The organism is Sphingomonas sp. URJC2 (assembly GCF_059803575.1).
In genome coordinates this window covers 26,324-50,283 of the sequence record NZ_JAPFGX010000017.1, presented here as the reverse complement: position 1 = coordinate 50,283, position 23,960 = coordinate 26,324, and the positions used below count along the sequence as shown (strand labels likewise).

The window sequence follows — 23,960 nt, the reverse complement described above, 5'->3', positions numbered from 1 at the left end:
TTTCCATGACCGATGTCAGCCAGATTCCCACCGACACGGGGAATGACCTGACCGGCAGCCCGGCGGCACCGGCGGATACCGGTGCCGAGGCCGGTGCCGGGTCCACCGCGGCCGACACCGGATCGACCGTCGAGCGGTTGCGGAGCCAGTTCGGGGCGTTCGCATCCGAAGCGACCGGCAAGCTGCGCGATGCCGCCGGCCAGGGCAAGGAAAAGGCCGAAGGCGCGCTGGAGGAAGCCGCACGCTTCCTGACCGATGCCGCGCGGACCATCGAGGACAAGATCGGCCCGCAATATGCCCGCTATGCCGTCAACGCAGCCGAAGGGGTGGCAGGCTTTGCCGCATCGGTGCGACGCAAGGATGTCGAGGAGCTGGTCGACGATGCGCGCGATCTGGTGCGCAAAAGCCCGGCCGTCGCGATCGGCGTTGCGGTCGGCGTGGGCTTCGTGCTTGCCCGGCTGGTCCGGGCCGGCCTCGACAATGACGGCGACAGCGACGCCCCCAAGGCTGCGCCGGCAGACGGCGCGCAAAGCGCCGGCGACGCGGCCTGATCGCGCCCGCCGGCCGGCAGATGCGCGACGAGGTTCCGATCGGGGAGCTGATCGGCCAGCTGGTCGAGGACGGCAAGGCATTCGCCCGTGCCGAGGCGGATCTTTACCGCGCCCGCGCCAGGGCTGCGGCGACGCCGCTGGTCCGCGCAGGCCTGCTGGTGGCGCTGGCGCTGGCGCTGGTGCTCGGCACGGTGCCCGCCCTGCTGGTCGGGCTGGTGCTGGTGCTTCAGCCATTTACCGGAACCGGGGCGGCGCTGGCCATCGTGATCGCCGGCGCGCTGCTGGTGGCGGCGGGGCTTGGCTATCTCGCCTATCGCCAGATCCGGCGGGCGGGCCGGTGAGCGCGCGCGACGATGCGGCGCTGGCGGCGGCGCGCAGTGCCGCCGAAGCTGCCCGTGCGCAGCTGCGCGCCTCGCTGGTTCGGCTTGGCGACCGGCTCGATCCGCCGACGCTCGCCACGGAGATCAGTGCCGAGCTTGCCCGGCGCGCGCGGCGGCGTGCCGATGCGGCGGCCCGCGCCGTCACCGGGCAGGCGGTGGCGGGTGCGCGCGCCGCACTCGATCGTCCGGGGCTGATTGCGGCGCTGGTGCTGGCTGTGGTCGGCATCGGGCTGCGCAACCGGATTGCGCGGGGGATCGCAAAGGGCGTGTCGCGGGCGAGGCGCGCTATGACAGACCGCGCTGCCTCACCTTCCGGCACCGCCCCCGGCCCCGGCCCCGGCCCCGGCCCCGGCCCCGAACTGCCGCCCGAGGCCGACCACCCCACCCCGCGTCCGCCGGGCGCGGACGAGCCGCCATTTCTTCTTGCCGACCACGGAGTATGATCATGGCCCATTCCGATTCCGACCCCGCCCGTTCCGGCGCGCATCCCGTGTCCGACCGCATCGACGCAGTCCGCACGCGGACCGGCGAGCTGGGCGACGACCTGACCCGCCGGATCGACGGTGCCCCTTTGCTCGCGCTCGCCGGCGGTATCGCCATCGGTGCGCTGATCGGTGCAGCGCTGCCGCCCAGCCAGCGCGAGCGTCGCGCGCTCGGCCCGGTGGGGCGCAAGCTCGGCGCGGCCGCGGCCGATGCCAGCCGCGCCGCCATGTCCGCCGGCAAGCAGGAGCTTGGCATCGGCACCGCCGCCAAATCGCCGGTCGAGACGCTGGCCGACAAGGCGATCGGCGCGGTGACGGCAGCCGGTCAGGCGGCGGCAGGCGCGGTCAAGGCGGTCCAGAAACCCTGACATTCAGCGGCAAAGCCTCGCAAGCCTGATCGTCGGGGCGGCACCGCGAAATGCGCCGCGCCGCATTTCCGAACATGCCCTAACGGAAGTTTGCGGACTTGCTCCCCGGCCCGCGCCCGGCTAGGCGCGCGGGCCATGAGCAAGATGCACCTCGTGTTCGGCGGCCGGGTCAGCGACCCGCAGGGTCTTGATTTCGTCGATCTGGAGAAGATCGACATTGTCGGCATCTATCCCGACTATCGCAGCGCGGAAAATGCGTGGCGCGCCGCCGCGCAGCGCACCGTGGACGATGCCGAGATGAAATATGTGGTCGTGCATCTGCACCGGCTGCTCGATCCGGCGAAGGACGAGGCCTGAGCCGGCCGCCGGCTGTCAGGCGTTGCGGTAACGCCACATCAGCAGCGGCCGCGCCAGCGCAAGCCCGGTGATGAAACCACCGATATGCGCGGCAATCGCGATGCGCCCGCCCGCCGCCGACAGCCCGAGCAGCGACTGAACAAGCACCCACGCCGCCGCCAGCCACAGCACGCGCACGACGAACGGCGACAATGGCCCGATGGCCCGCACCTTGGCGCGGCTGAAAAACACCGCATAGGCGCCGATGGTGGCCGACATCGCACCGCTCGCGCCGATCATCGGCACCGTGCTGCCCGGATCGACCGCCCAATGCGCCGCCGCCGCGCCATAAGCGCCGGCGACATACAGCACTGCGCTCGCCGCACCGCCGATCACCTGTTCGACAAAGCGGCCGCAATAGACGAACATCAGCAGGTTGAACGCCAGATGCACCAGCCCGGCATGGATCAGCGTCGCGCTGAGCGGCGTCGTCCACACCGGCCAGGCACCGGGCAAATCCAGCCCCTCGGTCAGGCGCAGCGGGATGAACCCGGCGGCAACCGCAAACCGGTCGCCATCGCCCATCAGCGCAACCAGCATCCAGGCCAGCGCCGTGAACACCGCGATCCAGTTGGTGACGCGGGCATTGGCGGCGTCAGGCATGGCGGTGAACCCGCATCGCGGTCGTCATCACGCCCGGGTCAGATGAACTCGATCTTCGAGACCAGATAATAACGGTCTCCCGACGGCACCGTCACCTCGACCTCGTCATCGACCTTGCGGCCGATAAGCGCGCGGCCGAGCGGCGAGTTGTAGCTGATCCGCCCCAGCTTGGCATCGGCCTCGGTCTCGCCGACAATCTGGTAGCGGACCGGCTTGTCGTCTTCATCGAGCAGGGTGACGGTCGCGCCGAACACGATCTTGTCGCCCGACAGCTCGGTCGGGTCGATGATCTGGGCGCGGCTCAGCCGGTCCTCGATCCGGGCGATTTCGGCCTCGATCTGGCCCTGACGTTCCTTTGCCGCATGATATTCGGCATTTTCCGACAGGTCGCCATGCGCGCGCGCTTCCTCGATCGCGTCGATCACCTGCGGCCGCTCGACCGTTTTCAGCCGGTGCAGATCGTCCGTCAGCTTGCGATGGCCTTCGGCCAGCATCGGCATTTTTTCGACGGTCGCCATCAATCCACCCTTCGCCCAAGAAAATCCGCCACCCCGGGCGGCCCCACCGGGGCCACCCGCCACTCGAACGCAATGTCGGGGGTCAGGCGTGCAGCCCTGAATAATATGACTGGAGCGAGCGCACTTCAAGGGGATGTGCGGCCAGCGCCGCAATCGCGCGGACGGCGGCGGCTGCGGCGGCCGCGGTCGTGAAGCTCGGCACCCGGTGGGCGAGCGCCGAGGCGCGGATCGACTGCGAGTCCTTGAGCGACAGCCAGCCTTCGGTGGTATTGAAGATCAGATGGACGGCCCCGTCCTTGATCCGGTCGACAATGTGCGGCCGGCCCTGTGCGACCTTGTTCACCCGGTCGACCGGCAGACCGGCAGCGGCCAGATAATCGGCGGTGCCGCCGGTTGCGATCACGCGGAAGCCCATGGCGATCAGATCGCGCACCGGTTCCAGGATCTGCGGTTTGTCGCTGTCCTTGACCGACACGAACAGCGTGCCCGACAGCGGCAGGGTGGTGCCCGCGCCCAGCTGCGACTTGAGGAACGCGGTCGCGAAATCGCTGTCGATCCCCATGACTTCGCCGGTCGACTTCATTTCCGGCGACAACACCGGATCGATGCCGGGGAAGCGCGCAAACGGGAACACCGCTTCCTTGACGGCGATATGCGGCACCCGCCAGTTGATCGGCGGCAGCGCGGCCAGCCGCTCGCCCGCCATCACCCGCGCGGCGATCTTGGCAATCGGCGTGCCGATGGCCTTGGCGACGAACGGCACCGTGCGGCTGGCGCGGGGATTGACCTCGATCAGATAGACCTCGCCATCCTTGACCGCGAACTGCACGTTCATCAGCCCGCGCACGTCGAGCGCGCGTGCCAGCGCCTCGGTCTGACGCTCGATCTCGGCGACGATGTCGTCGGACAGGCTGTAGGGCGGCAGCGAACAGGCGCTGTCGCCCGAATGCACGCCCGCTTCCTCGATATGCTGCATCACGCCGGTGACGACGACATCGGTGCCGTCGCCGATCGCATCGACATCGACCTCGATGGCGTCGCGCAGATAGCGGTCGATCAGCACCGGCGAATCGCCCGACACCTGCACGGCGGTGGCGATGTAGGAATCGAGCTGGTCGGGACCGTCGACAATCTCCATCGCCCGCCCGCCCAGCACATAGGACGGGCGGATGAGCACCGGATAGCCGATGCGCGCGGCGACCGCGATCGCTTCGTCGCGGCTGCGCGCGATGCCGTTCGCCGGCTGTTTCAGCCCCAGCTGCTCGACCAGATCGGCAAAGCGTTCGCGGTCCTCGGCCAGATCGATGGCATCGGGGCTGGTGCCGAGGATCGGGATGCCGGCCTTTTCAAGCGCATGGGCAAGCTTGAGCGGCGTCTGCCCGCCAAACTGCACGATCACGCCCAGCAGCTCGCCCCGCGCCTGTTCGGCATGAAGCACCTCAAGCACATCCTCGGCGGTCAGCGGCTCGAAATACAGCCGGTCCGAGGTGTCGTAATCGGTCGACACCGTTTCGGGGTTGCAGTTGATCATGATCGTCTCGAACCCCGCCTCGCGCAGCGCGAAACAGGCATGGACGCAGCAATAATCGAACTCGATCCCCTGCCCGATCCGGTTCGGCCCGCCGCCCAGAATGACGATCTTGCGCCGGTCCGACGGCTGGCTTTCATCCTCGGGCACGCCGAAGGACGGGGCCTCATAGGTCGAATACATATAGGGCGTGCGCGCCGCGAACTCCGCCGCGCAGGTGTCGATGCGCTTGAATACCGGCCGGATGCCCAGCGCATGGCGGTGCGCGCGCACCACCTCTTCCTGGCGGTTGACCAGCTCGGCCAGCCGGACGTCGGAAAAGCCCATCGCCTTCAGCCGGCGCATCGCGCCCGCATCCTGCGGCAGGCCATTGGCGGCCACCTCGCGCTCGGCGGCGACGATCTCGGCCATGCGGGCGAGGAACCAGCGGTCATAGCGGGCGACCTCGTGCACCTCGTCGACGCTCAGCCCTTCGCGCAGCGCCTGGGCGGCGACGAGCAGCCGGTCGGGCGTCGGCCGCGCCAGCGCCTCGATGATCGCTTCCTTGCGCGCGCCGACCAGCGCGGTCGCGGGGTTCAGCCCCGACAGGCCGGTTTCCAGCCCGCGCAGCGCCTTTTGCAGGCTTTCGTGGAAGGACCGGCCAATCGCCATCACCTCGCCGACCGACTTCATCGCGGTCGACAGATGCGGTTCCGATCCCTTGAACTTTTCAAACGCGAAGCGCGGGATCTTGGTGACGATATAGTCGATTGTCGGCTCGAAGCTCGCCGGGGTGACGCCGGTGATGTCGTTCTGGATTTCATCGAGCGTGTAGCCGACCGCGAGCTTCGCCGCGACCTTGGCGATGGGAAAGCCCGTCGCCTTCGACGCCAGCGCCGAGGAGCGCGACACGCGCGGGTTCATTTCGATGACGACCAGGCGGCCATCCTTGGGATTGACCGCGAACTGGACGTTGGAGCCGCCGGTTTCCACCCCGATCTCGCGCAGCACCGCGATCGAGGCGTTGCGCATGATCTGATATTCCTTGTCGGTCAGCGTCAGCGCCGGGGCGATGGTGATCGAATCGCCGGTATGCACGCCCATCGGATCGACATTTTCGATCGAGCAGATGATGATGGCATTGTCCGCCCGGTCGCGGACCACCTCCATCTCATATTCCTTCCAGCCGAGCACCGATTCCTCGATCAGCACCTCGTCGGTCGGCGACGCATCCAGCCCGCCGGCGACGATTTCGGCAAACTCCTCGCGGTTATAGGCGATGCCGCCGCCGGTGCCGCCCAGCGTGAAGGACGGGCGGATGATCGCCGGCAGCCCGACATGGTCGAGCGCGGCCAGCGCCTCGTCGAGCGTATGGGCGATGCGGCTGCGCGGGCTTTCCAGCCCGATCCGGTCCATAGCCTCGCGGAACTTCAGCCGGTCCTCGGCCTTGTCGATGGCATCGGCATCCGCGCCGATCATGCGCACGCCGAACCGGTCGAGCGTGCCGTCGCGGAACAAGGCGAGCGCGGTGTTGAGCGCCGTCTGCCCGCCCATGGTCGGCAGGATCGCGTCGGGGCGTTCCTTGGCGATGATCTTGGCGACGATCTCGGGGGTGATCGGCTCGATATAGGTCGCATCGGCAAACTCGGGGTCGGTCATGATCGACGCCGGGTTCGAGTTGACGAGGATGATGCGATAGCCCTCGGCCTTGAGCGCCTTGGCCGCCTGGGTGCCCGAATAATCGAACTCGGCGGCCTGGCCGATCACGATGGGACCGGCGCCGATGATCAGGATCGAGGAAATGTCGGTGCGTTTGGGCATGGGTCTGTCTCAGTTGCTGGCGCTGGCCGCGCGCACGCGCCCGACGAACTTTTCAAACAGATAGAGGCTGTCCATCGGGCCGGGGCTGGCTTCCGGGTGATATTGGACGCTGAACGCCGGCCGGTCGGTCAGCTCAAGCCCGCAATTGCTGTCGTCGAACAGTGACACATGCGTTTCGCGCGCATTGGCCGGCAGGCTGTCGCGCGCGACCGCAAAGCCGTGGTTCATGCTGGTGATTTCCACCTGCCCGGTATCGAGCCGTTTGACCGGGTGATTGGCGCCCCGGTGCCCCTGATGCATCTTCACCGTGCGCGCGCCGATGGCGAGGGCGAGCAGCTGATGGCCAAGGCAGATGCCGAACAGCGGCTTGCCGGTGTCGAGCATCTGGCGGATCACCGGCACCGCATATTCGCCGGTCGCGGCCGGATCGCCCGGCCCGTTCGACAGGAAGAAGCCGTCGGGCTTGTGCGCCATCACCTCGTCGAAACTGGCGGTCGCCGGCAGCACCGTCACCTTCGCCCCGGCCTGAACCAGATTGCGGAAGATGTTGTGCTTGCTGCCATAATCGATGGCGACGATGTGCGGACGGTCCTCAGCGGCATCGCCTGCACGATAGCCGAAGCCCAGCTGCCACACCCCGCCATCCCATGCGTGCTGCGCCGCGCACGACACCTGCCCGGCCAGATCCATCCCCTCCAGCCCCGGCCAGGCACGGGCCATGGCGAGCAGGGCGGGAATGTCGAACACCCCGTCGGCATTGTGGGCGATGACGCCATTGGGCGCGCCGCCCTCGCGGATGCGGCGGGTGAGCGCGCGGGTATCGATCCCCGCCAGGCCGATCTTGCCGCGCGCCTTCAGCCAGCTGTCAAAGCCCTCAGCGGCGCGGAAGCTGGAAGGCGCGGTCACATCCTCGCGCACGATGCAGCCCAGCGCATGGGCATGGTCGGCCTCGACATCCTCGTCATTGGTGCCGACATTGCCGATATGCGGGAAGGTGAAGGTGATGATCTGCCCTTCGAACGAAGGGTCGGTCATGATTTCCTGATAGCCGGTGATCGCGGTGTGAAAACACACTTCGCCGACCGCGGCCCCCTCGGCGCCGAAGCCCCTGCCCCAGATCGTCTCGCCACTGGCCAGGACGAGCACCCCGGTGGGTCTTTCGGGTGCGCGCAAGGGCGTGGCGTCGGCCATGATGGGCAGGCTCCTGAACAAGGGTGACGGCGATATCGCTAAGTCCCGCGAGCTAGGCTTGCGCGGGGCAGCGGTCAACCTGTTAAAGCGGTGCCCATGATTCGCGACGACATCAAATCCGCGCTCGTTGCCGCCATGAAGGCCGGCGACAAGGAGACCACCGCCACCATCCGCCTGATCCAGGCGGCGATCAAGAATCGCGACATCGAGGCGCGCACCGGCCCCGCCCCGGCCGATGACGACCTGCTGGTGATCGAGGTCATGCAGAAAATGGTCAAGCAGCGGCGCGAGTCGATTGCCATGTACGAACAGGGCGGCCGCCCCGAACTGGCCGCCGGCGAGGCCGCGGAAGTGGCGGTGATCGAACGCTTCCTGCCGCAGATGATGGACGATGCCGAGGCGGCGGCCGCGATCGCCGCGATCCGCGACGAAATCGGCGCGGCCGGCCCCAAGGACATGGGCCGGGTGATGGCGGAGCTGAAGGCCCGCCATGCCGGCCGGATCGACATGGCCAAGGCCAGCGGACTGGTGAAGGCCGCGCTCAGCTGAGCGCCCTGCGCCGTGGCATTTGCCGTCCCCGCGCCGCCGCCCGGCCGCGGAGTTTGACACGCCGCCCCCGCGCGGCAGGCCCCGCCCCGCAGCCGGGCTGCGGGGTTTGACACGCCGCGCCCAAGCGGCAGGATCGCCCGCGTCATGAGCCTGTCCCCGGCCTTTCTCGACGAATTGCGGCAACGCACTTTGCTGTCCGCGCTCGTTGGCCGGACGGTCAAGTTGCAGCGTGCGGGCCGCGAGTTCCGCGCCTGCTGCCCGTTCCACAATGAAAAAAGCCCCAGCTTCTACGTCAATGACGAGAAAGGCTTTTATCACTGTTTCGGCTGCGGCGCGCATGGCGATGCGATCCGCTGGCTGACCGATCAGCGCGGGCTGGGGTTCATGGATGCCGTGCGCGAACTCGCCCAGGCGGCGGGGCTGGACGTGCCCGCCCCCGACCCGCGCGAGGCGCGCCGGGCCGAACAGGCGCGCGGCCTGCATGAGGTGATGGCCGATGCCGCGCGCTGGTTCGCCGACCAGCTGGAGGGCGCAGGCGGCGGCGCAGCGCGCGATTATGTCGCGCGGCGCGGCATCAGCCCGGCGACCCGCACCGCCTTCGGCATCGGCTATGCCCCCGACAACCGTCAGGGGCTGCGCCGCGCGCTGTCCGGCTATGGCGATGCGCTGCTGATCGAGGCCGGGCTGCTGATCGCGGTCGACGGCAAGGAGCCTTATGACCGGTTCCGCGACCGGCTGATGATCCCGATCCGCGATCCGCGCGGGCGGGTGATCGCCTTTGGCGGGCGCATCATCGGTCAGGGCGAGCCCAAATATCTGAACTCGCCCGACACGCCGCTGTTCGACAAGGGCCGGACGCTGTTCAACCTCGACCGCGCTGCCGCCGCCGCCCGCCGCGAAGGGCGGATGATCGTCGTCGAAGGCTATCTGGACGTGATCGCGCTGGCGCAGGCGGGGATCGAATCGGCGGTCGCCCCGCTTGGCACCGCACTGACCGAACAGCAGCTGGAGCGGCTGTGGCGGCATGTCGATCAGCCGCTGCTGTGCTTCGACGGTGATGGCGCGGGGCAGAAGGCCGCCTATCGCGCCGCCACCCGCGCGCTGCCGCAACTGGCCCCGGGCCGGTCGCTTGCCTTTGTCACCCTGCCCGCCGGTCAGGACCCGGACGATCTGGTGCGCGCGGGCGGCGCGGCAGCGTTCGAGCAGCTGGCGGCCGCGCCCGAGCCGCTGGTCGACCGGCTGTGGCGGCACGAAGTGGACGCAGCCCCGCTGGCCACCCCCGAACAGCGCGCCGGGCTGCGCAAAAGGCTGGCGCTGCTCGCCGCCGAAATCGGCGACGGCGATGTCCGCGCGCAATATCAGGCCGAGTTCCGCGCGCGGTTCGAGGCCGCCTATCTCGCCCGCCCGCCGCGCGGTGGCGGCTTTGGCGACAGGCAGGCCCCGTTCCGCCCCGATGGCCGGGGGAATATGCGCGGCGGGCGGGCGTTTGGCGGGCGGGCGGGCGGCTTTGCCGGGTTCATCCCGCCGCTGACCGACGATGCCAAGGCGGTGGGCGCAACCGGCATGGACGCGATCCTCGTCAAGGGCGTGGTCGCCGGGCTGCTCAACATGCCCGATCAGCTCGCCGTCCATTTGGAGGCGCTGCACATGATCCGCTTTGCCGATCCCAGAATCGCGGCGCTGGTCGGGCGGCTGGTCGAGCTGGCGCTGGCCCCCGGCATCGCCGGTCAGGAGACGCTTGATCCCGGCGCACTCGCCACCATATTGGCGGGCAGCGAGTTCGATGCGCTCGTGCGAGAAATGTTGCGTGCCGACAGCCTGCCTTTTTCCTTCACCCGGAAAGATGCCGATCCAGGCCGTGCCCGCGCCGCTCTGGCCGAGGCCATCCATGTGATGGTCGCCGGGCCGGAAATCGCGGCGGCGCTGGCAGCGACCACCGCGCAGCTGACCCGGTCGTTCGATGAAGCGACCTATAAGGAGCAGCAGCGGCTTCTCGAAATGCGTGTCGAGATCGACCGGCGGCTTGCAAATCTGCTGCAAGACGACGAAGGCGAAGGACTGACTTGAGCTCGGGCGGACAGATGGCGAAAACGATGGATGAACCGGTCGATAAAGCGGAGGGCGGCGACGCGCCCCTGATCGATCTCAACGAAGCGTCGGTCAAGAAGCTGATCGCCCGCGCCAAGAAGCGCGGCTATATCACCTATGACGAGCTGAACGAGGCACTGCCTCAGGACCAGATGTCGTCCGAGCAGATCGAGGACATCATGTCCGCGCTCAACGACATGGGCGTGAACATCGTCGAGAATGAGGACGCCGGCGAAGACGCCGAGGAACAGTCAGACGACGACGAGATCGACAACGCCGCCGATTCGGAAGCCGGCTTCGCCCCGCTGCCGGAGAAGAAGAAGGAAACCGTCGACCGCACCGACGATCCGGTGCGCATGTATCTGCGCGAAATGGGCGCGGTCGAGCTGCTCAGCCGCGAAGGCGAAATCGCCATCGCCAAGCGGATCGAGGCCGGGCGCGACACGATGATCCTCGGGCTGTGCGAAAGCCCGATCACCTTCAACGCCATCATCGGCTGGTCGCACGCGCTCAACGAAGGCACGATGCAGCTGCGCGAGATCCTCGATCTCGATGCGATGCTCAACAAGGACCCGACGCCCGACAATCTCGAGGACGAGGAAGGCGGCGACGGCGAGATTTCCGAAAAGACCGCCGGCCCGTCGTTCAAGGACGAGGACGAGGTCGAGGAAGAGCCGGCCGGCGAAGACGATGACGAGATGACCGAACGGCGCGCCCAGCGCCCGATGGAAGAGGATGACGAGGACAACACCCTGTCGCTTGCCGCGATGGAGGAGCTGCTCAAGCCCGGCGCGCTCGAAAAATTCGCCCGCATCACCGAAATCTACCAGAAATTCGCCAAGCTTCAGGGCCTCCGCCTCGGCGCGATGGGCGGCGGCGCGGCCTTCCCGCCCGCCAAGGAGCGCGATTATCAGAAGCTGCGCGAGGAGCTGACCGCCGAGGTCGAGAGCGTCCAGTTCCACAACCAGAAGATCGAATATCTGGTCGATCAGCTCTACAGCTACAACCGCCGCCTGACCGCGCTGGGCGGGCAGATGCTGCGTCTGGCCGAGCGCCACAAGGTGCCGCGCAAGGATTTCCTCGACCGCTATGTGAACCATGAGCTGGACGAAAGCTGGCTCGACAGCGTGCGCGGCGTCGACAAGAAATGGACCGCCTTTGCCAATGCCGAGGCCGATGCGGTCGAGCGCATCCGCGCCGAAATCGCCGAGATCGCGCAGGCGACCGGCATGGCGCTCCCCGAGTTCCGCCGGATCGTCAACATGGTCCAGAAAGGCGAGCGCGAGGCCCGGATCGCGAAGAAGGAAATGGTCGAGGCCAATCTGCGCCTCGTCATCTCCATCGCCAAGAAATACACCAATCGCGGGTTGCAGTTCCTGGACCTGATCCAGGAAGGCAATATCGGCCTGATGAAGGCGGTCGATAAGTTCGAATATCGCCGCGGCTATAAATTCTCGACCTACGCCACCTGGTGGATCCGGCAGGCGATCACCCGCTCGATCGCCGATCAGGCGCGCACCATCCGCATCCCCGTGCACATGATCGAGACGATCAACAAGCTGGTGCGCACCAGCCGCCAGTTCCTGCACGAACAGGGCCGCGAACCGACGCCCGAGGAAATGGCCGAACGGCTGTCGATGCCGCTCGAAAAGGTCCGCAAGGTGATGAAGATCGCCAAGGAACCGATCAGCCTTGAAACGCCGATCGGCGACGAAGAGGATTCGCACCTGGGCGATTTCATCGAGGACAAGAACGCCGTGATCCCGGTCGATGCCGCGATCCAGGCGAACCTCAAGGAAACGGTGACGCGCGTGCTCGCCTCGCTCACCCCGCGCGAGGAACGCGTGCTGCGCATGCGCTTCGGCATCGGCATGAACACCGACCATACGCTGGAGGAAGTGGGCCAGCAGTTCAGCGTGACGCGCGAGCGCATCCGCCAGATCGAGGCGAAGGCGCTCAGGAAGCTCAAGCATCCGTCGCGCAGCCGCAAGATGCGCAGCTTCCTCGACCAGTAACGCCGGCCGCCCGGCGACTGTTCAGGCCCCGTCCGGCATGCGTCGGGCGGGGCCTTTTTGCTGGTCGCAACCGATTGCATCACCCCGGCTTGCCGGTCACGCTGCCATTGCCGGTTGTCAGTGACCGGTCAGCGGGCCATCATGCCCCGCAGGGGTGGCCGAACCGGGCCGGTGCAGGGGACGGGATGCAGGGCAGCAACGGCAATGACGGCCCCGGCGAACCAGATGGTTCGCATCAGGATGGCGCGGCGCTGGCGCTGCGCGCGCTCGACGCGGCCGAGGAGGTCGTGTGGGACTGGGACGTGCCCGGCGACCGCATCGTCCCGACCGGCGACTGGCCCGCCTTTCTCGAACGCCACGCCGACGCGCGTGCGCGCGATTGGCGCGAACGCGTGCATCCGCAGGACCGCACGGCGCTGCGCGACTGGCTGATCGGGCTGCTCAAGGGCACTGGCGGCGGCGCGGGGGCCGAGGTTCGGCTGCGCGACCCCGCGGGCCACTGGGTCTGGGTGCTGCTGCGTGGCCGGGTGACGGCGCGCGATGCCGATGGCCGGGCGCTGCGCGCGCTCGGCACCGCAGGGCGGATCGATGCGCGCAAGGAGGATGAACGCCGCCGCGCGGCGCTGCTGGCGCTGCACGAACAATTGTTCGCGCGCAAACCGGAACCGGCAGAAACGCTGGCAGCGGCCGGGGCCGTGCTCGGCCAGTTTCTCGATGCCCACGCCATCGGCCTGATCGAAACCGATGCCGATCAGGCGGTCGCGCTGGTCCGCACCGCCTGGACGACCGAGGGCGCGCCCCCGCCCGCCGAGCGCCGCCGGGTCGCGACGCTCGGCCGGATGCTCGCCGATGCGCTGGGCGGCGCGGATGCCGTCGCCATCCCCGATCTGGGGGCGAGCGATCTGCGGCGCACCTCGCCATATCTGGCCGGGCTGGCCGATCTGGGCATTGGCGCTGCGCTGTTCCTGCCCATGCCGGGCCGGCCGGCCGGGGGGCTGCTGTTCGCGCTCGCCACCCATCCGCGCGGGTGGAGCGCGGCGGAGATCGCCACCGGCAGCGCCATTGCCGACCGGCTGGGCGAGGCGCTGGCCGAAGCGCGGGCGCTGACCGCTCTCCGCACCAGCGAACAGCGGATGGCGCAGGCGATGACGGCCGCCGGTTTCGGCGTCTGGCAATGGGATTTGCTGACCCATGCATTCGACGTGTCGGACGGGTTCGGGCTGCTGTTCGGCCGCCCCCCCAATGCCGTGCGGACCGCCGAGACGTTCTTCATGGCCGTCCATCCCGATGACCGGGCGCGGGTCAGGCGCGAATGCGAGGCGCTGTGGTCGCGCGACGGGCCGGCGCTGCTCGATGTCGAATATCGGGCCGCCACCACGCGCGAGGCACCGCGCTGGCTGCGCGCCAAAGGCTCGGTGGTCGAACGCGACCGCAGCGGCGCGCCGATCAGCATCGGCGGCCTGCTGTTCGACGTCACCGACCGCAAGCTTGCCGATTCGGAACGCGACACCGCCCAGCAGGTCGCGCTGCGCGCCTCGCGGCTGTCGGCGATGGGGGCGCTCGCCTCCACCCTTGCGCACGAACTGAACCAGCCTTTGGCCTCGACCGCCAATTATCTGGCCGCCGCGCGGCTGCGGCTCGAAGGTGCCGGGGGCGGCGGTTCTGGTGCGGGGCCGGATGCCGGGGCCGATGCGCTGGCGCTGGTCATGCACGCCACCGACACGCTGCGCCGGGCATCGGAAATCATCCGGCGGATGCGGCGTTTCACCCTGTCGGGCGAGGTGTCGCGCAGCCTTGGCCAGTTGCCCGACATCATCGCCGCGGCCTGGGAACAGACCAGGGTGCGCGCCAATGCCGCAGGGGTGGCGCTGGACCTCGATCTCGCGCCCGATGCGCTGGCGATCGACTGCGACGTGCTGCAGATCGAACAGGTGATCGGCAACATCCTGCGCAACGCCTGTGACGCGATGGCCGGCTGCGCGAACCGGCGCATCCTGATCCGCGCCGGGCGGCAGGGCGATGATCTGCTCATCATGATCGCCGATTCAGGGCCGGGCCTCGCGCCCGAGACGGAGGCGCGGCTGTTCGAGCCGTTCCGCACGACCAAGGATGACGGCACCGGCCTTGGCCTCGCGATCTGCCGGACGGTGATCGAGGCACATGGCGGCACCATCGTCGCGCGCCCGGCCGAAACCGGGGGGGCGGCCTTTCACATCCGCCTCCCCCAACCTGCCCCAACCCAGCCCTCGCCATCCCAGCCGGGCTGAAGATCAGCGAAAGCGCGGCGCGCGGGCGAAATCGGCGGGCCCGAACGGCCGGTCGAAAAACAGATAGGGATAATAGAATTCGCGCAGCTGCCGGTGATAGGCGCGGACCCGGTCCTGATAGCCAAGCTGCCCCGCGACCCCGGTTCCGGCCAGATCATGCAGCGCCTGCTGCACCCCGAGCGGCGGCAGCAGCCAGCCGAGCAGCCGTGCCGCCCGCTCGCGCCGCGCGATGCCGTCGCGATAGGCACGCGCCGCGTCCATCACCTGAACATCGCCCAGATGCTGGAAGGCAAAATACCATTTCCAGTGGAACGCCGCGCCCACCGGCGGGGTGCCGCGATAGGCCGGATAGAGCGCCAGAAACCGCGCCATCGTCTCGCCGCGCGGCTTGTCCCAGCCGGCATGGACGGCCTCGCGATTTTCGCGCGCCAGCGCCGCGCCATCGGGCACGGTGATCGCGCTGTTGATCGCGATATTGGCGGTCGCGGGGACGATCAGGGTCGCGGCGAACCAGATTGCGCCGAGGCTCGCCGCGTTGACCGACGAACGCAGGCCGATGCGCCCGACGATGACCGCCACCAGCCCCCAGAACAGACAGGCCAGCCCCACCAGCCCGGCAAAGCCGAACGCACGTGCCGGTGCCGTCCCCGCGCACAACGCCGCAACCGCAAAGGGCAGCAGCAGCGCCGCAAGCACCAGTGCAAGGCGCAGCGCGATGCGCGGCCCCCAGATGCGCCGCCGTGCCCCGGGCTGGGCGCGCAGCAGGCCGAGCCGCCCTGCCTCGCTCTCGCCCGAGCGCAGGTCATGCAGCAGCGCAAAGATGACGAGCGGCGCGAGATAGACGACAACGAACGCGAAATCGAACCGCCCCGGCAGCGCCAGCTCCGGATTTGCGGCTTCGTTCTCGTAAATCTGGCCTTCGAGCGCGAGCGCGCGGATGCGCAGCAGCGCCGGCGCGATGTCGCGCCCGCCAAGTGCGGCAAAGGCCAGATCGGACGGCGCGTCCCAGGTCGGGTGAAAGGTGTAATAGGCCGCCGACCCGGCATCGCCAGCATGGCGCATCACGGCTTCGACATCGGCCTGTTGCAGCGCGACGATCCGGTCGATCGCCGCACGCTCACGCGCGACCGTGGCGAGGCCGAGGGCAAGGCTCGCCGCCGCAAACAGCGCCAGTGCCAGCACCGCGAGCAGTGCCCGCCGGTCGCGCCCGATCAGCCGGGCCTCGCGGATCAGATCGGCAATCATGCGCGCACCTCCATCCGCCGTGCGGCGATCATCATCAGCAGCAGCGCCGCCCCCAGCCAGCCCAGCAGCCGGATCAACGGCACCGCCATCGCCGTGCGCCGCGCGCCCGGATCGGGGGGGCTGAAGGTGAAATCGGGGATTTCGCGCCAGCTGGCGGCGGCGATGCGGGACCGCCGTTCCGCCTCGGCATCGGTGCTGCGCCGGGCATCGTCAGCAGCCGACACGCGCGTCGCATGCATCGCGTTCAGCCGCTGCACCATCCGGTAGCGATGCGCCTCGGCCTGATCGAGAAACGCCAAATGGGTGCGCAGGTCGGTCGCCGCGCCCAGCATCGCCAGCCGCCGGACCGCAATCGCCGGGCTGGCCCAGGACAGTGCGTCGACCAGCGCCAGCTGATCGCGCTGGATCGCGGCCGCGCGCGCTGCATAGCGGGCGAACAGCGCCGCCGTCAGCCGCTCACCCTCCGCAGACAGCGCGCCGCGATAGTTGAACGGCAGGTCCTCGACGCGTGTGACGCCATATTGGCGCAGCAGCCGGGCGCGGAAGGCGGCGAAGAACGGATCGTCGGGATTATGGCTGTCACCCAGCCGCCGCAGATCGGCATTGATCGCCAGCTCGGTCTCGGCCCGTCCGGGCAAGGGATGCACCAGCCCGGCCACCGCAGCAGCGCCGCGCGGCAGCAGGATGACGGTGACGGACCAGAGCGCGATGAGCGCAATCAGCGCCCCCTGTGCGGTGCGCGCAAGCGCTGACACCGCCGTCACCATGAGCGCCCAGCCGAGCAGATAGACAAGGCTCGCCAGCGCGATCAGCGCGGCGATGGCGGCCTCAGCCGGCGCAGCGCTGGCGGCAAGCGCCAGCCCGGCCAGCGCCGGTGCGGCAGCAGCGAGCGCGACCATCGCCAGCGCCAACGCCTTGCCGCCGATGATCTGAAACGCGGTCGCGCCATGCGCGCGCAGCGTCACCAGCCCCCCGCCCTCGCGCTCGCGCGCCACGCCCGCAAAGCCGAGGAACACCAGCAGCAGCGGGGCCAGCGTCTGCAACACGAAAGCCGGGGTCAGCTGGCCGAACCGCACCAGCCCGGAGGATTCGCGCGCCGCGCCAAAGGTGGCGCTGTTCTGCCGGTGCCCCTCCAGATAAAGCACGGTGCCGGTAAAGGCATCGACGCCGGGATCGAACGCGGCAAGCGGCCCGACCGGGCGGATCGCATAGCTGCCATAATGGACCATGCGGTGCGGATGGCGGCCGGGCTGGGCCTTGAACGCGGCATCGGCGGCATGCTGGCTGGCCGCGCGCGCCGCCTGTGCCGCCTCCATCTGCCGCCATGACGTCAGCGCGGCGATCATCGACAGGGCGAGCAGCGTCGCCATGCCGATCAGTGCCAGCCGGGACCGCAGGATCAGCCGCAGCTCCCCGCCCGCAATGACAAAGGCGGTCATCATGCCGCGCCCTGAAAGGCACGGTAGAGCGTTTGCAGGTCGAACCGCGCCCCGCCTTTGCCAGCGGTGGCGGCATCCCACTGGGCGGCGATGCGCCCGTCGCGGATCAGCCCGATGCGGTCGGCGACATCGGCCGCGCCCAGCAGGTCGTGCGTCACCATCAGCACGCCGATGCCGCGCCGGCCGAGATCCTCGACCAGCGCATGAAAATCCTCCGCCGCCTTGGGGTCCAGCCCCGAAGTCGGCTCATCGAGCAGCAGCAGCGGCGCGCGGCGCAGCAGCGCCAGCGCAATCGCTGTTTTCTGGCGCATCCCCTTGGAAAACGCCCCCGCCCGCCGGTCCCACGCCGCCGGATCGAGGCGCACGGCATCGAATGCCGCCCCAATCTCGGTGGCCGCCGGCCTGATGCCGGCGATGTTGAGGAAATAGCGGACATTTTCGCGCGCGCTCAGATGATCGTAAAGCGCCACATTTTCAGGCAGATAGGCGATTGCGCGGCGCACCGCATCGGGCGCGCGCGCCGGGTCCTCGCCGCCGACCAGGATCGTGCCGCCGCTGCGTGGCAACAGGCCCAGGATCGCGGCCACCGTCGTCGACTTGCCCGATCCGTTGCCGCCAAGCAGCGCATAGACCTGCCCCGGCGCGACGCTGAGCGTCAGCCCGTCGACGATGCGCCGCCCGCCACGGTCGACCATCAGGCCATTGATCTCGACAAGGCTCATGGCCGCCCTCCAAAAGCATAGCGGAGCGTCACTGCACCCGCGCGCGGCATCCCCGGCTGCACCCAAAGCTGGGAGAAGCTGTTGGCATACCAGCGTTCGTTGAACAGGTTGGTCACCTCGCCGAACAGCTCCAGCCGCTCGCTGAGCCTTGCGGTTGCAAACAGCCGCACGAGCGTGTGCGCGGGCAGGAAAAAGTCGACCCCCGCCTCGCCCAGCCGCCGCCCGACATGCTGGACGCCCGCGCCGAGATCGAGCGGCGTGCCGCCCAGATCGAAGCGCCGGGCCAGCTGCACGTTGAGATTGTGGCGCGGGATGTTGATCAGCGGATCGCCCGCGCGGATCGCCAGCCCGAAATCGGGATCAGCGACATCGCGCCGCGCCTCGGCATCGACAAAGGCATAGGAGAACCACAAGGTCAGATCACCCGGCAGCCGCCCTTCCAGATCAAGCTCCACCCCCCGGCTGCGCGCCGCGCCGACCGGCAGCGAAAAGCCCGGATTGCCCGGATCGGCGGCGAGCACATTGCGCTTGGTAAGCGAAAACGCCGCGAGCGTGCCGGTCAGCCGCCCGTCGAACAGGCTAAGCTTGGTGCCGATTTCGGCCGAGCGGGTGGTTTCGGGGTCGAACAGTTGCCCGCGCACATCCGCGCCCAGATTGGGGCGAAAGCCCTCGCCATAAGCGGCATAGAGCGCAATGGCGGGCGTCGCATCATAGACGATGCCCGCCTGCGGGCTGAACCGGGTGCGGTCGCGCCGGCCGACAACGCCATTGGCGCGGTTGCGGCTGGTGATGGTCACATCGTCGAACCGCCCGCCCAGCCGGATCTGGAGCCGCTCGCTCAGGCGGATCTGGTCCTGCACATAGGCGCCCCAGGCCTTTTGCCGGTCGAGCCGGTCGGTCTGCGGGGCCGGCACGGGCAGCGGGAACCGGCCATAGACCGGGGCGAGCACATCGATGTCGTTGCTCGCCTGCGCGGTCGTCGTCGCGCCGATCACCGGCGGGCGGGCGCGCAGGAACAGCTGGCTGTTGTCGAACCGGTCGTAATCCGCCCCCGCCAGCAGCCGGTGTTCCAGCCCAAAGGTGTCGAACCGGCCGGCCACTTCGCCGCGCAGCACGAAATGATCGGCGGTGTATCGGCGGAAGCGGCGCTGGCGCGACAGCGAACGGCCGTCGCGGAACAGCCGCTGGCGGCCGCGCACCAGTTCGGCCTCGGTCGAAAAGCCCTCCAGCCGGGTTTCGCGGAAACTGGTGCCGAGCAACAGGCTCCAGCTGCCGCCCAGATCCTGTTGCAGTTGCAGCTGCTGGCCGGTCGCATCGGCCTCGATCGGGCCATCGCCCGGCTCGCCCAGAAATCGCCCGCGCGGCAGCGCGTCGATCCGGCCGCCAATGGCCGCGATGCCGCGATCGAACGGCACCTCGGTGCGCGTCACCTCAAGATCATAGGTGATGCTGGTGCCCGCCCAGGGGGCGAAGGTGACGGTCGGCAGAAAGCCGAAGCGGTTGCTCTCCACCGTATCGCGGAAACTGTCCGCCTGTTCGGCAAAGCCGATCAGCCGCACGGCCAGCACCTGCCCGGCGGCCAGATTGATATCCGCCTCGCCGCGCAGGCGGTCGAAACTGCCGCCGATCAGCGACAGCCGGCCATGATTGGCGAAATCGGCGCGCTTGGTGACGATGTTGACCGTGCCCCCCGGCTCGCCGCGGCCGAACAGCGCGGCATTGGGGCCTTTCAGCACCTCGATCCGCTCGATCCCCGCGGCGTCGCGCGTGCCGCCAAAGCCGCGCCCGCCATTGAAGCCGTTGACCAGATAGCCGGTCGGCAGATTGGGATCGCCGGCAAAGCCGCGCACGGCAAAGGCATCCCACAGCCCGCCAAAGGCATTCTGCCGCACCACCCCGGCATTCAGGTCGAGCGCATCGCTCAGCCGCGTCGCATTGGTGCGGTCGAGCCATTCGGTCGAAATCACCGAAATCGCCTGCGGCGTCTCGCGCAGGGTGAAATCGCCGCGATAGGCCTGACGCTGGGCGGTGACGGTGATCTGCCCGGCAGGCGCATCGGCATCATCGACATCGGCCGCCGCCGCCGGCACCGCCGCCATGCCAAGGACGAGCATCACCGCCATGCCCGATGGCGTTCCACCGCAAAACCGCATCTGTTCCGACCCCTGTTGCCGCGCCCCGTGCCGGGCGATTCATCGGGGCTAGATACAAGATAACATCACGGGCGCAAGCCGGTGTGTCGGGCGCAGGCGGAGGTTCAGAAATCCATCGTCAGGAACAATGTCGCGTTGCGCGGCGCATTGACCTGATAGCCGCCACTGCCGACGATCTGCCAGTCATAGGCGTTGGTCAGGTTGACGATGGTGAAGCGCAGCAACGCCGGGGTGCGCGCCAGCTTGAACGTATAGCGCAGCCCGGCATCGACGATCGTCCGTGCCGGCACCTCGACCCGGTTGAGCGTATCGGCCACCCGCGCGCCGCGATGCGTGGCGGCGAGCGTCAGCGCCAGCCCCTCGGCCCCCGGCACCGCATATTGGCCCGACAAAGTCAGCGTCCGCCCGGTCTGACCCAGTGCGCGGCGGCCGATCCGCCCTTCGCGCACCGGTGCGCCGGTAACGCGCGGCCGCATCAGCACCGCGCCGGCAACGATGGTCAGCCCGTCCGCCACCGTGCCGGCCGCGCTCAGCTCGACGCCGCGGTGGCGCACCTCGCCCAGCTCGGTGAACAGATTCTGCGCATCGGTGGCGAAATAGGGTTTGCTGACATCGAACAGCCCGGCGATCAGGCTCAGCTTTTCGGTCGCCTTCCAGCGCAGACCGGCATCGCTCTGCCGGGTCAGGATGGCGGGCAGCACTTCGGTGCGGTTGGCGGCGCTGTCGGGTGCGATCCCGCTTTCCTCCAGCCCGCGCGTATGGCTGGCATAGGCGACGAGGCCGGGGGCAAGGTCGAGCGCCAAGGTCGCGGTCGGCAGCCAGGCATGGTCGGTGGTGCGCGACTCCGCCGCGCCCGGGCGCAGCACCGCTTTGCGATAGCCGGTGCGCTGCAGGCCAAGGCTGATCGACCCCCGCCCCTCCCAGCGGCCGTCATAGGCAAGGCCCGCGATCCACTGGCTGACATCCTCCGCCGTCTGCACGCCGGGGGTGAACAGCGGCTGCGGCACATCGATCCGGTCGGCAATGTTCACCCGCCCGAACGACCGCCGCGCACTGCCGCCGAACAGGCTGTCGCGCAGCCGCCCGCGCAGCACCGCGTGCAACACATGGCGGCGCGGCCCGTCACGCAGCGCACGGCTCAGCCGCAGCTCGCCACTGGTGGCCGCGATCTTTTGCAGCGGATCGCGCGAGATCCGCCGCTCCGCCATGCCGTCGGGGGTCAGGTCGGCAAGGATATGGGCATATTGTTCGGGCGTGCGCGTGACCGAGCGGAACAGCCCGGCGGCCAGCGACCAGTCATCCCCCTCGCGCCAGCGCGCGAGCATGCCCGAATGCGTCACCATGCTGCGCGTATCCGCCCAGTCGGGACCGACATAGTCGCGCCGGGCGACGCGCGGCGGCAGATACGGCCCGGCAGGCAGGAACAAGGGCGTCGCTTCGCGGTCCCAGGTGTCGATCCGGCTCCAGAACGGGATGATCTCCATCCCCTCGCGCGGCCGCCAGCGCGGGGCGACGGCATAGGAGGCAAGGATCGCGCCCGCGCCGCTCGCATATTCCTCGGCAAAGCCGGCCGCCCCGGCCACGATGCTCAGCCGGTCGCGGATCACCGGGATCTGGGCATCCAGCTCGATCCGCCCGCCGCCGAACGAGTTCAGCCCGACCATCGCGCTCAGCACCGGATCATTGCCCGCCGGGCGGATGCGGTAATCGACGATGCCGGTCGGCGCGGGCAGCAGATATTGGCGCGCGGTCAGCCCGACGCGGATCGTGTTGCTTTCCACCAGCCGGTCGGTGAACGCGGCCGGCCGGTCGATATACAGCCCCTCGATGCGGATATTGTTGGCCGCCACCGGCGAAAAGCCGCGCACGTCCGAGCTGCTGTAAAGTCCGACGCGTTCATTGCCGACGCTGGTGCCGAACGCATCCTCCGCCGCGACCGCCGCATTGTCGCCGACGCGCTGCGCCGCCGCCGGGGCGGCGAGGACGATGGCCGGCACAAGGGAGGAACAAAGGACGAACCGCATGACGTTACAAGGTTACATGCCGATTTTGCGCCGCAGCGCAAGGGGGACGGAGGACGGCCGCATCCCCTGCCGCCCCGGCCGGCGACCCGCCTGGCCGCCACCTTCCCGGCCCGTGCAGCTGCGCCGATCAGATGAGCAGATGAAAGCCGGCGCGCAGACCGCGGCAGTTTCAGTCCATTTCGGATGTTTTATTGAAAACGCCCAACGCCCCGGCTGAAGCATTGGCAAGGCGGAGCGGATCTCCCGAACGCTCGGAAAGTGTGAAAAGTCAGAGATCTGGAGCAGCCGCCTCCTGCTGTCTCCGAAGAAGCGGCGGCGGGATTGGCGGCGGGCGCGCGCAACCGCGCCGCCCTGCTCCAGCCTCCCCCCGGTCAGGCGCCCCCTCGGGTGCAGCCTGCCCGCGTCCGCGCCCGTCCCTCTATGGGAAACCACTACTCCGATTGGGGTATGGCAAGGCGTGACACGAGCCTGATAACGCTGGTGATTAAAGGCACCAGAGGGCATTTATTCTTGTCGATCGCGGTTGATCATTTGACGGGATTTCTGCGCCAGCTGAACGGTGCAGCGCTCAGATCGGCGCATGACCCCGATCACTGGGACGATCTTGTTCAGTCCGTGCTCGATTTCTTTGGCGCGCGCGGCGCGGCGCTGGCGATCTGCGACCTCGAATCGCAGGCCTTCATCCATGCCTCGATGCGCGGATTTGCGCTGACGTCCGACCAGATCTGGTCCCGCTACACCGCCGAACTCAGCCATACCGACATGCATCCGGAGCTGCTTGAACGGCTCGCCAGCGGATCGGTCTATACCGATGCCGATGCCTTTCCGCCCGACGACCGGCGCTCACATGCCGTGCTGGCCTGGCTCGAGCGCAAGCTGGGCGTGCGCCACCAGCTGTCGCTGGTGGTGAAGGATGGCCGCTATGCTGCCTCGCTCCAGGTCCATCGCGACGCCGGCCAGGGACCGTTCGTCAGCGGCGACCGCGAAATCATGCAGCTGATCGCGGCGGAGATCGACACCGGCCTGAAGATTTCGCTGCGCCATGCCGCCGATGTGCTGCGCTCCTACTGGAACGGCCTGACCGCGCACGGGACGCGCTCGGTCTGCCTGCTCGACGATCAGGCGCGGGTGCTGATGGCGACCGATGCCTTTATGCGCGACCTGGCGGAGACCGGGCAGCTCCATGTCCGCAACGGCCGGCTCGGCGCGACGCGGGTCATCATCCAGGCGCGGATCAGCGAGGCGCTGGAGCGCACCGCCGCCGGCCAGCGCACGGTGCCGGTGATCGTCTCGCGCACGCCGCGCGACCCGAGCTGGGTGGCGGCGGCCAGCTTTGCTCCGCTGCCCGCCGCCCGCGACACAGTATTCCTCAACCGCGCGGTCGCGCTCGTCTCGCTGGAGCTGCAGCGCCGCGATTCGACCCATATCGCCGAAACGCTGACCGAAAGTTTCGGCCTGACGCCGCAGGAGGCGCGCATCGCGGTGATGGTCGGCTTCGGTGCCAACCTGACCAATATCGCCGCGGATCTCGACATCACCCGCGAAACGGCGCGCACCCATCTGAAACGCATCTTCCAGAAAATGGGCCTGCGCCGTCAGGCGGACCTGATCCAGCTGACGTCACGGCTGCTGCGCCCCTGA

At 68.8% G+C, this 23,960-nt stretch carries 19 protein-coding genes; 10 read left to right on the top strand and 9 right to left on the bottom strand.

Annotation, left to right across the window (positions count from 1 at the left end):
- Positions 1–5 precede the first annotated feature (5 nt).
- From OPU66_RS08365 to OPU66_RS08345, 5 genes are all read left to right on the top strand, one after another.
- Complete coding sequence (locus OPU66_RS08365; RefSeq protein ID WP_498553165.1) at positions 6–551, top strand: hypothetical protein; 546 nt, start codon at positions 6–8, stop codon at positions 549–551.
- A gap of 20 nt (positions 552–571) precedes the next feature.
- Positions 572–892 carry a phage holin family protein gene (locus OPU66_RS08360; protein ID WP_498553164.1) on the top strand — a complete coding sequence of 107 codons (321 nt, stop codon included), beginning with the start codon at positions 572–574 and terminating at the stop codon, positions 890–892.
- Entirely contained in the window at positions 889–1,374 is a 486-nt protein-coding gene (locus OPU66_RS08355) for a hypothetical protein (RefSeq protein ID WP_498553163.1), read from the top strand. Before OPU66_RS08360 ends, OPU66_RS08355 begins: the two co-directional genes overlap by 4 nt.
- Positions 1,375–1,376: 2 nt before the next feature.
- Positions 1,377–1,781, top strand: a complete 405-nt coding sequence (locus tag OPU66_RS08350) for a hypothetical protein (protein WP_498553162.1) — start codon at positions 1,377–1,379, stop codon at positions 1,779–1,781.
- Positions 1,782–1,916: 135 nt separating this feature from the next.
- Positions 1,917–2,138: a DUF4170 domain-containing protein gene (locus OPU66_RS08345; RefSeq protein ID WP_160592955.1), complete on the top strand. Its 222-nt coding sequence runs from the start codon at positions 1,917–1,919 to the stop codon at positions 2,136–2,138.
- A gap of 15 nt (positions 2,139–2,153) precedes the next feature.
- Here OPU66_RS08345 and OPU66_RS08340 read toward each other — a convergent pair whose 3' ends face one another.
- The 4 genes from OPU66_RS08340 to carA all read right to left on the bottom strand — a co-directional run bounded on the left by OPU66_RS08340 (position 2,154) and on the right by carA (position 7,817).
- On the bottom strand, positions 2,154–2,780 hold the full coding sequence (locus tag OPU66_RS08340; protein ID WP_498553161.1) for a rhomboid family intramembrane serine protease: 627 nt from the start codon (positions 2,778–2,780) through the stop codon (positions 2,154–2,156).
- A gap of 38 nt (positions 2,781–2,818) precedes the next feature.
- Positions 2,819–3,298 carry a transcription elongation factor GreA gene (gene greA, locus OPU66_RS08335; protein WP_160592953.1) on the bottom strand — a complete coding sequence of 160 codons (480 nt, stop codon included), beginning with the start codon at positions 3,296–3,298 and terminating at the stop codon, positions 2,819–2,821.
- Between the two features lie 82 nt (positions 3,299–3,380).
- The gene (gene carB, locus OPU66_RS08330; RefSeq protein WP_498553160.1) at positions 3,381–6,626 is read right to left on the bottom strand and encodes a carbamoyl-phosphate synthase large subunit; all 3,246 of its coding nucleotides are present in this window, start codon (positions 6,624–6,626) and stop codon (positions 3,381–3,383) included.
- A gap of 9 nt (positions 6,627–6,635) precedes the next feature.
- Entirely contained in the window at positions 6,636–7,817 is a 1,182-nt protein-coding gene (gene carA, locus OPU66_RS08325) for a glutamine-hydrolyzing carbamoyl-phosphate synthase small subunit (protein WP_498553159.1), read from the bottom strand.
- Positions 7,818–7,913: 96 nt separating this feature from the next.
- Here carA and OPU66_RS08320 point away from each other — a divergent pair, with 96 nt between their 5' ends.
- From OPU66_RS08320 to OPU66_RS08305, 4 genes are all read left to right on the top strand, one after another.
- Positions 7,914–8,366: a GatB/YqeY domain-containing protein gene (locus OPU66_RS08320; protein ID WP_498553158.1), complete on the top strand. Its 453-nt coding sequence runs from the start codon at positions 7,914–7,916 to the stop codon at positions 8,364–8,366.
- A 144-nt stretch (positions 8,367–8,510) separates the two neighbouring features.
- Positions 8,511–10,433 carry a DNA primase gene (gene dnaG, locus OPU66_RS08315; RefSeq protein ID WP_498553157.1) on the top strand — a complete coding sequence of 641 codons (1,923 nt, stop codon included), beginning with the start codon at positions 8,511–8,513 and terminating at the stop codon, positions 10,431–10,433.
- A 14-nt stretch (positions 10,434–10,447) separates the two neighbouring features.
- Positions 10,448–12,469, top strand: coding sequence for an RNA polymerase sigma factor RpoD (rpoD, locus tag OPU66_RS08310; protein WP_498553156.1), 2,022 nt, complete (start codon positions 10,448–10,450; stop codon positions 12,467–12,469).
- A gap of 185 nt (positions 12,470–12,654) precedes the next feature.
- Complete coding sequence (locus OPU66_RS08305) at positions 12,655–14,736, top strand: PAS domain-containing protein (protein ID WP_498553155.1); 2,082 nt, start codon at positions 12,655–12,657, stop codon at positions 14,734–14,736.
- 3 nt (positions 14,737–14,739) lie between these two features.
- Here OPU66_RS08305 and OPU66_RS08300 read toward each other — a convergent pair whose 3' ends face one another.
- From OPU66_RS08300 to OPU66_RS08280, 5 genes are all read right to left on the bottom strand, one after another.
- Positions 14,740–15,981, bottom strand: coding sequence for a DUF3526 domain-containing protein (locus tag OPU66_RS08300; RefSeq protein WP_498553154.1), 1,242 nt, complete (start codon positions 15,979–15,981; stop codon positions 14,740–14,742).
- Entirely contained in the window at positions 15,978–17,423 is a 1,446-nt protein-coding gene (locus OPU66_RS08295) for a DUF3526 domain-containing protein (RefSeq protein WP_498553153.1), read from the bottom strand. The genes OPU66_RS08300 and OPU66_RS08295 overlap by 4 nt, the downstream gene beginning before the upstream one ends.
- Complete coding sequence (locus tag OPU66_RS08290; RefSeq protein ID WP_498553152.1) at positions 17,420–18,142, bottom strand: ABC transporter ATP-binding protein; 723 nt, start codon at positions 18,140–18,142, stop codon at positions 17,420–17,422. Before OPU66_RS08290 ends, OPU66_RS08295 begins: the two co-directional genes overlap by 4 nt.
- The gene (locus OPU66_RS08285; protein ID WP_498553151.1) at positions 18,139–20,265 is read right to left on the bottom strand and encodes a TonB-dependent siderophore receptor; all 2,127 of its coding nucleotides are present in this window, start codon (positions 20,263–20,265) and stop codon (positions 18,139–18,141) included. Before OPU66_RS08285 ends, OPU66_RS08290 begins: the two co-directional genes overlap by 4 nt.
- Before the next feature lie 134 nt (positions 20,266–20,399).
- The gene (locus OPU66_RS08280) at positions 20,400–22,292 is read right to left on the bottom strand and encodes a TonB-dependent receptor domain-containing protein (protein WP_498553150.1); all 1,893 of its coding nucleotides are present in this window, start codon (positions 22,290–22,292) and stop codon (positions 20,400–20,402) included.
- Between the two features lie 537 nt (positions 22,293–22,829).
- Here OPU66_RS08280 and OPU66_RS08275 point away from each other — a divergent pair.
- Positions 22,830–23,960 (top strand): helix-turn-helix transcriptional regulator, encoded by a 1,131-nt coding sequence (locus OPU66_RS08275; RefSeq protein WP_498553149.1) that lies wholly within the window; start codon positions 22,830–22,832, stop codon positions 23,958–23,960.

Excerpts from the sequence above, each read along its gene's own strand:
- OPU66_RS08365 (WP_498553165.1), top strand. The coding sequence starts at position 6 with ATGACCGATGTCAGCCAGATTCCCACCGACACGGGGAATGACCTGACC.
- OPU66_RS08360 (WP_498553164.1), top strand. The coding sequence starts at position 572 with ATGCGCGACGAGGTTCCGATCGGGGAGCTGATCGGCCAGCTGGTCGAG.
- OPU66_RS08350 (WP_498553162.1), top strand. The coding sequence starts at position 1,377 with ATGGCCCATTCCGATTCCGACCCCGCCCGTTCCGGCGCGCATCCCGTG.
- OPU66_RS08345 (WP_160592955.1), top strand. The coding sequence starts at position 1,917 with ATGAGCAAGATGCACCTCGTGTTCGGCGGCCGGGTCAGCGACCCGCAG.
- OPU66_RS08340 (WP_498553161.1), bottom strand. The coding sequence starts at position 2,780 with ATGCCTGACGCCGCCAATGCCCGCGTCACCAACTGGATCGCGGTGTTC.
- greA (WP_160592953.1), bottom strand. The coding sequence starts at position 3,298 with ATGGCGACCGTCGAAAAAATGCCGATGCTGGCCGAAGGCCATCGCAAG.
- carB (WP_498553160.1), bottom strand. The coding sequence starts at position 6,626 with ATGCCCAAACGCACCGACATTTCCTCGATCCTGATCATCGGCGCCGGT.
- carA (WP_498553159.1), bottom strand. The coding sequence starts at position 7,817 with ATGGCCGACGCCACGCCCTTGCGCGCACCCGAAAGACCCACCGGGGTG.
- OPU66_RS08320 (WP_498553158.1), top strand. The coding sequence starts at position 7,914 with ATGATTCGCGACGACATCAAATCCGCGCTCGTTGCCGCCATGAAGGCC.
- dnaG (WP_498553157.1), top strand. The coding sequence starts at position 8,511 with ATGAGCCTGTCCCCGGCCTTTCTCGACGAATTGCGGCAACGCACTTTG.
- rpoD (WP_498553156.1), top strand. The coding sequence starts at position 10,448 with ATGGCGAAAACGATGGATGAACCGGTCGATAAAGCGGAGGGCGGCGAC.
- OPU66_RS08305 (WP_498553155.1), top strand. The coding sequence starts at position 12,655 with ATGCAGGGCAGCAACGGCAATGACGGCCCCGGCGAACCAGATGGTTCG.
- OPU66_RS08300 (WP_498553154.1), bottom strand. The coding sequence starts at position 15,981 with ATGATTGCCGATCTGATCCGCGAGGCCCGGCTGATCGGGCGCGACCGG.
- OPU66_RS08295 (WP_498553153.1), bottom strand. The coding sequence starts at position 17,423 with ATGATGACCGCCTTTGTCATTGCGGGCGGGGAGCTGCGGCTGATCCTG.
- OPU66_RS08290 (WP_498553152.1), bottom strand. The coding sequence starts at position 18,142 with ATGAGCCTTGTCGAGATCAATGGCCTGATGGTCGACCGTGGCGGGCGG.
- OPU66_RS08285 (WP_498553151.1), bottom strand. The coding sequence starts at position 20,265 with ATGGCGGTGATGCTCGTCCTTGGCATGGCGGCGGTGCCGGCGGCGGCG.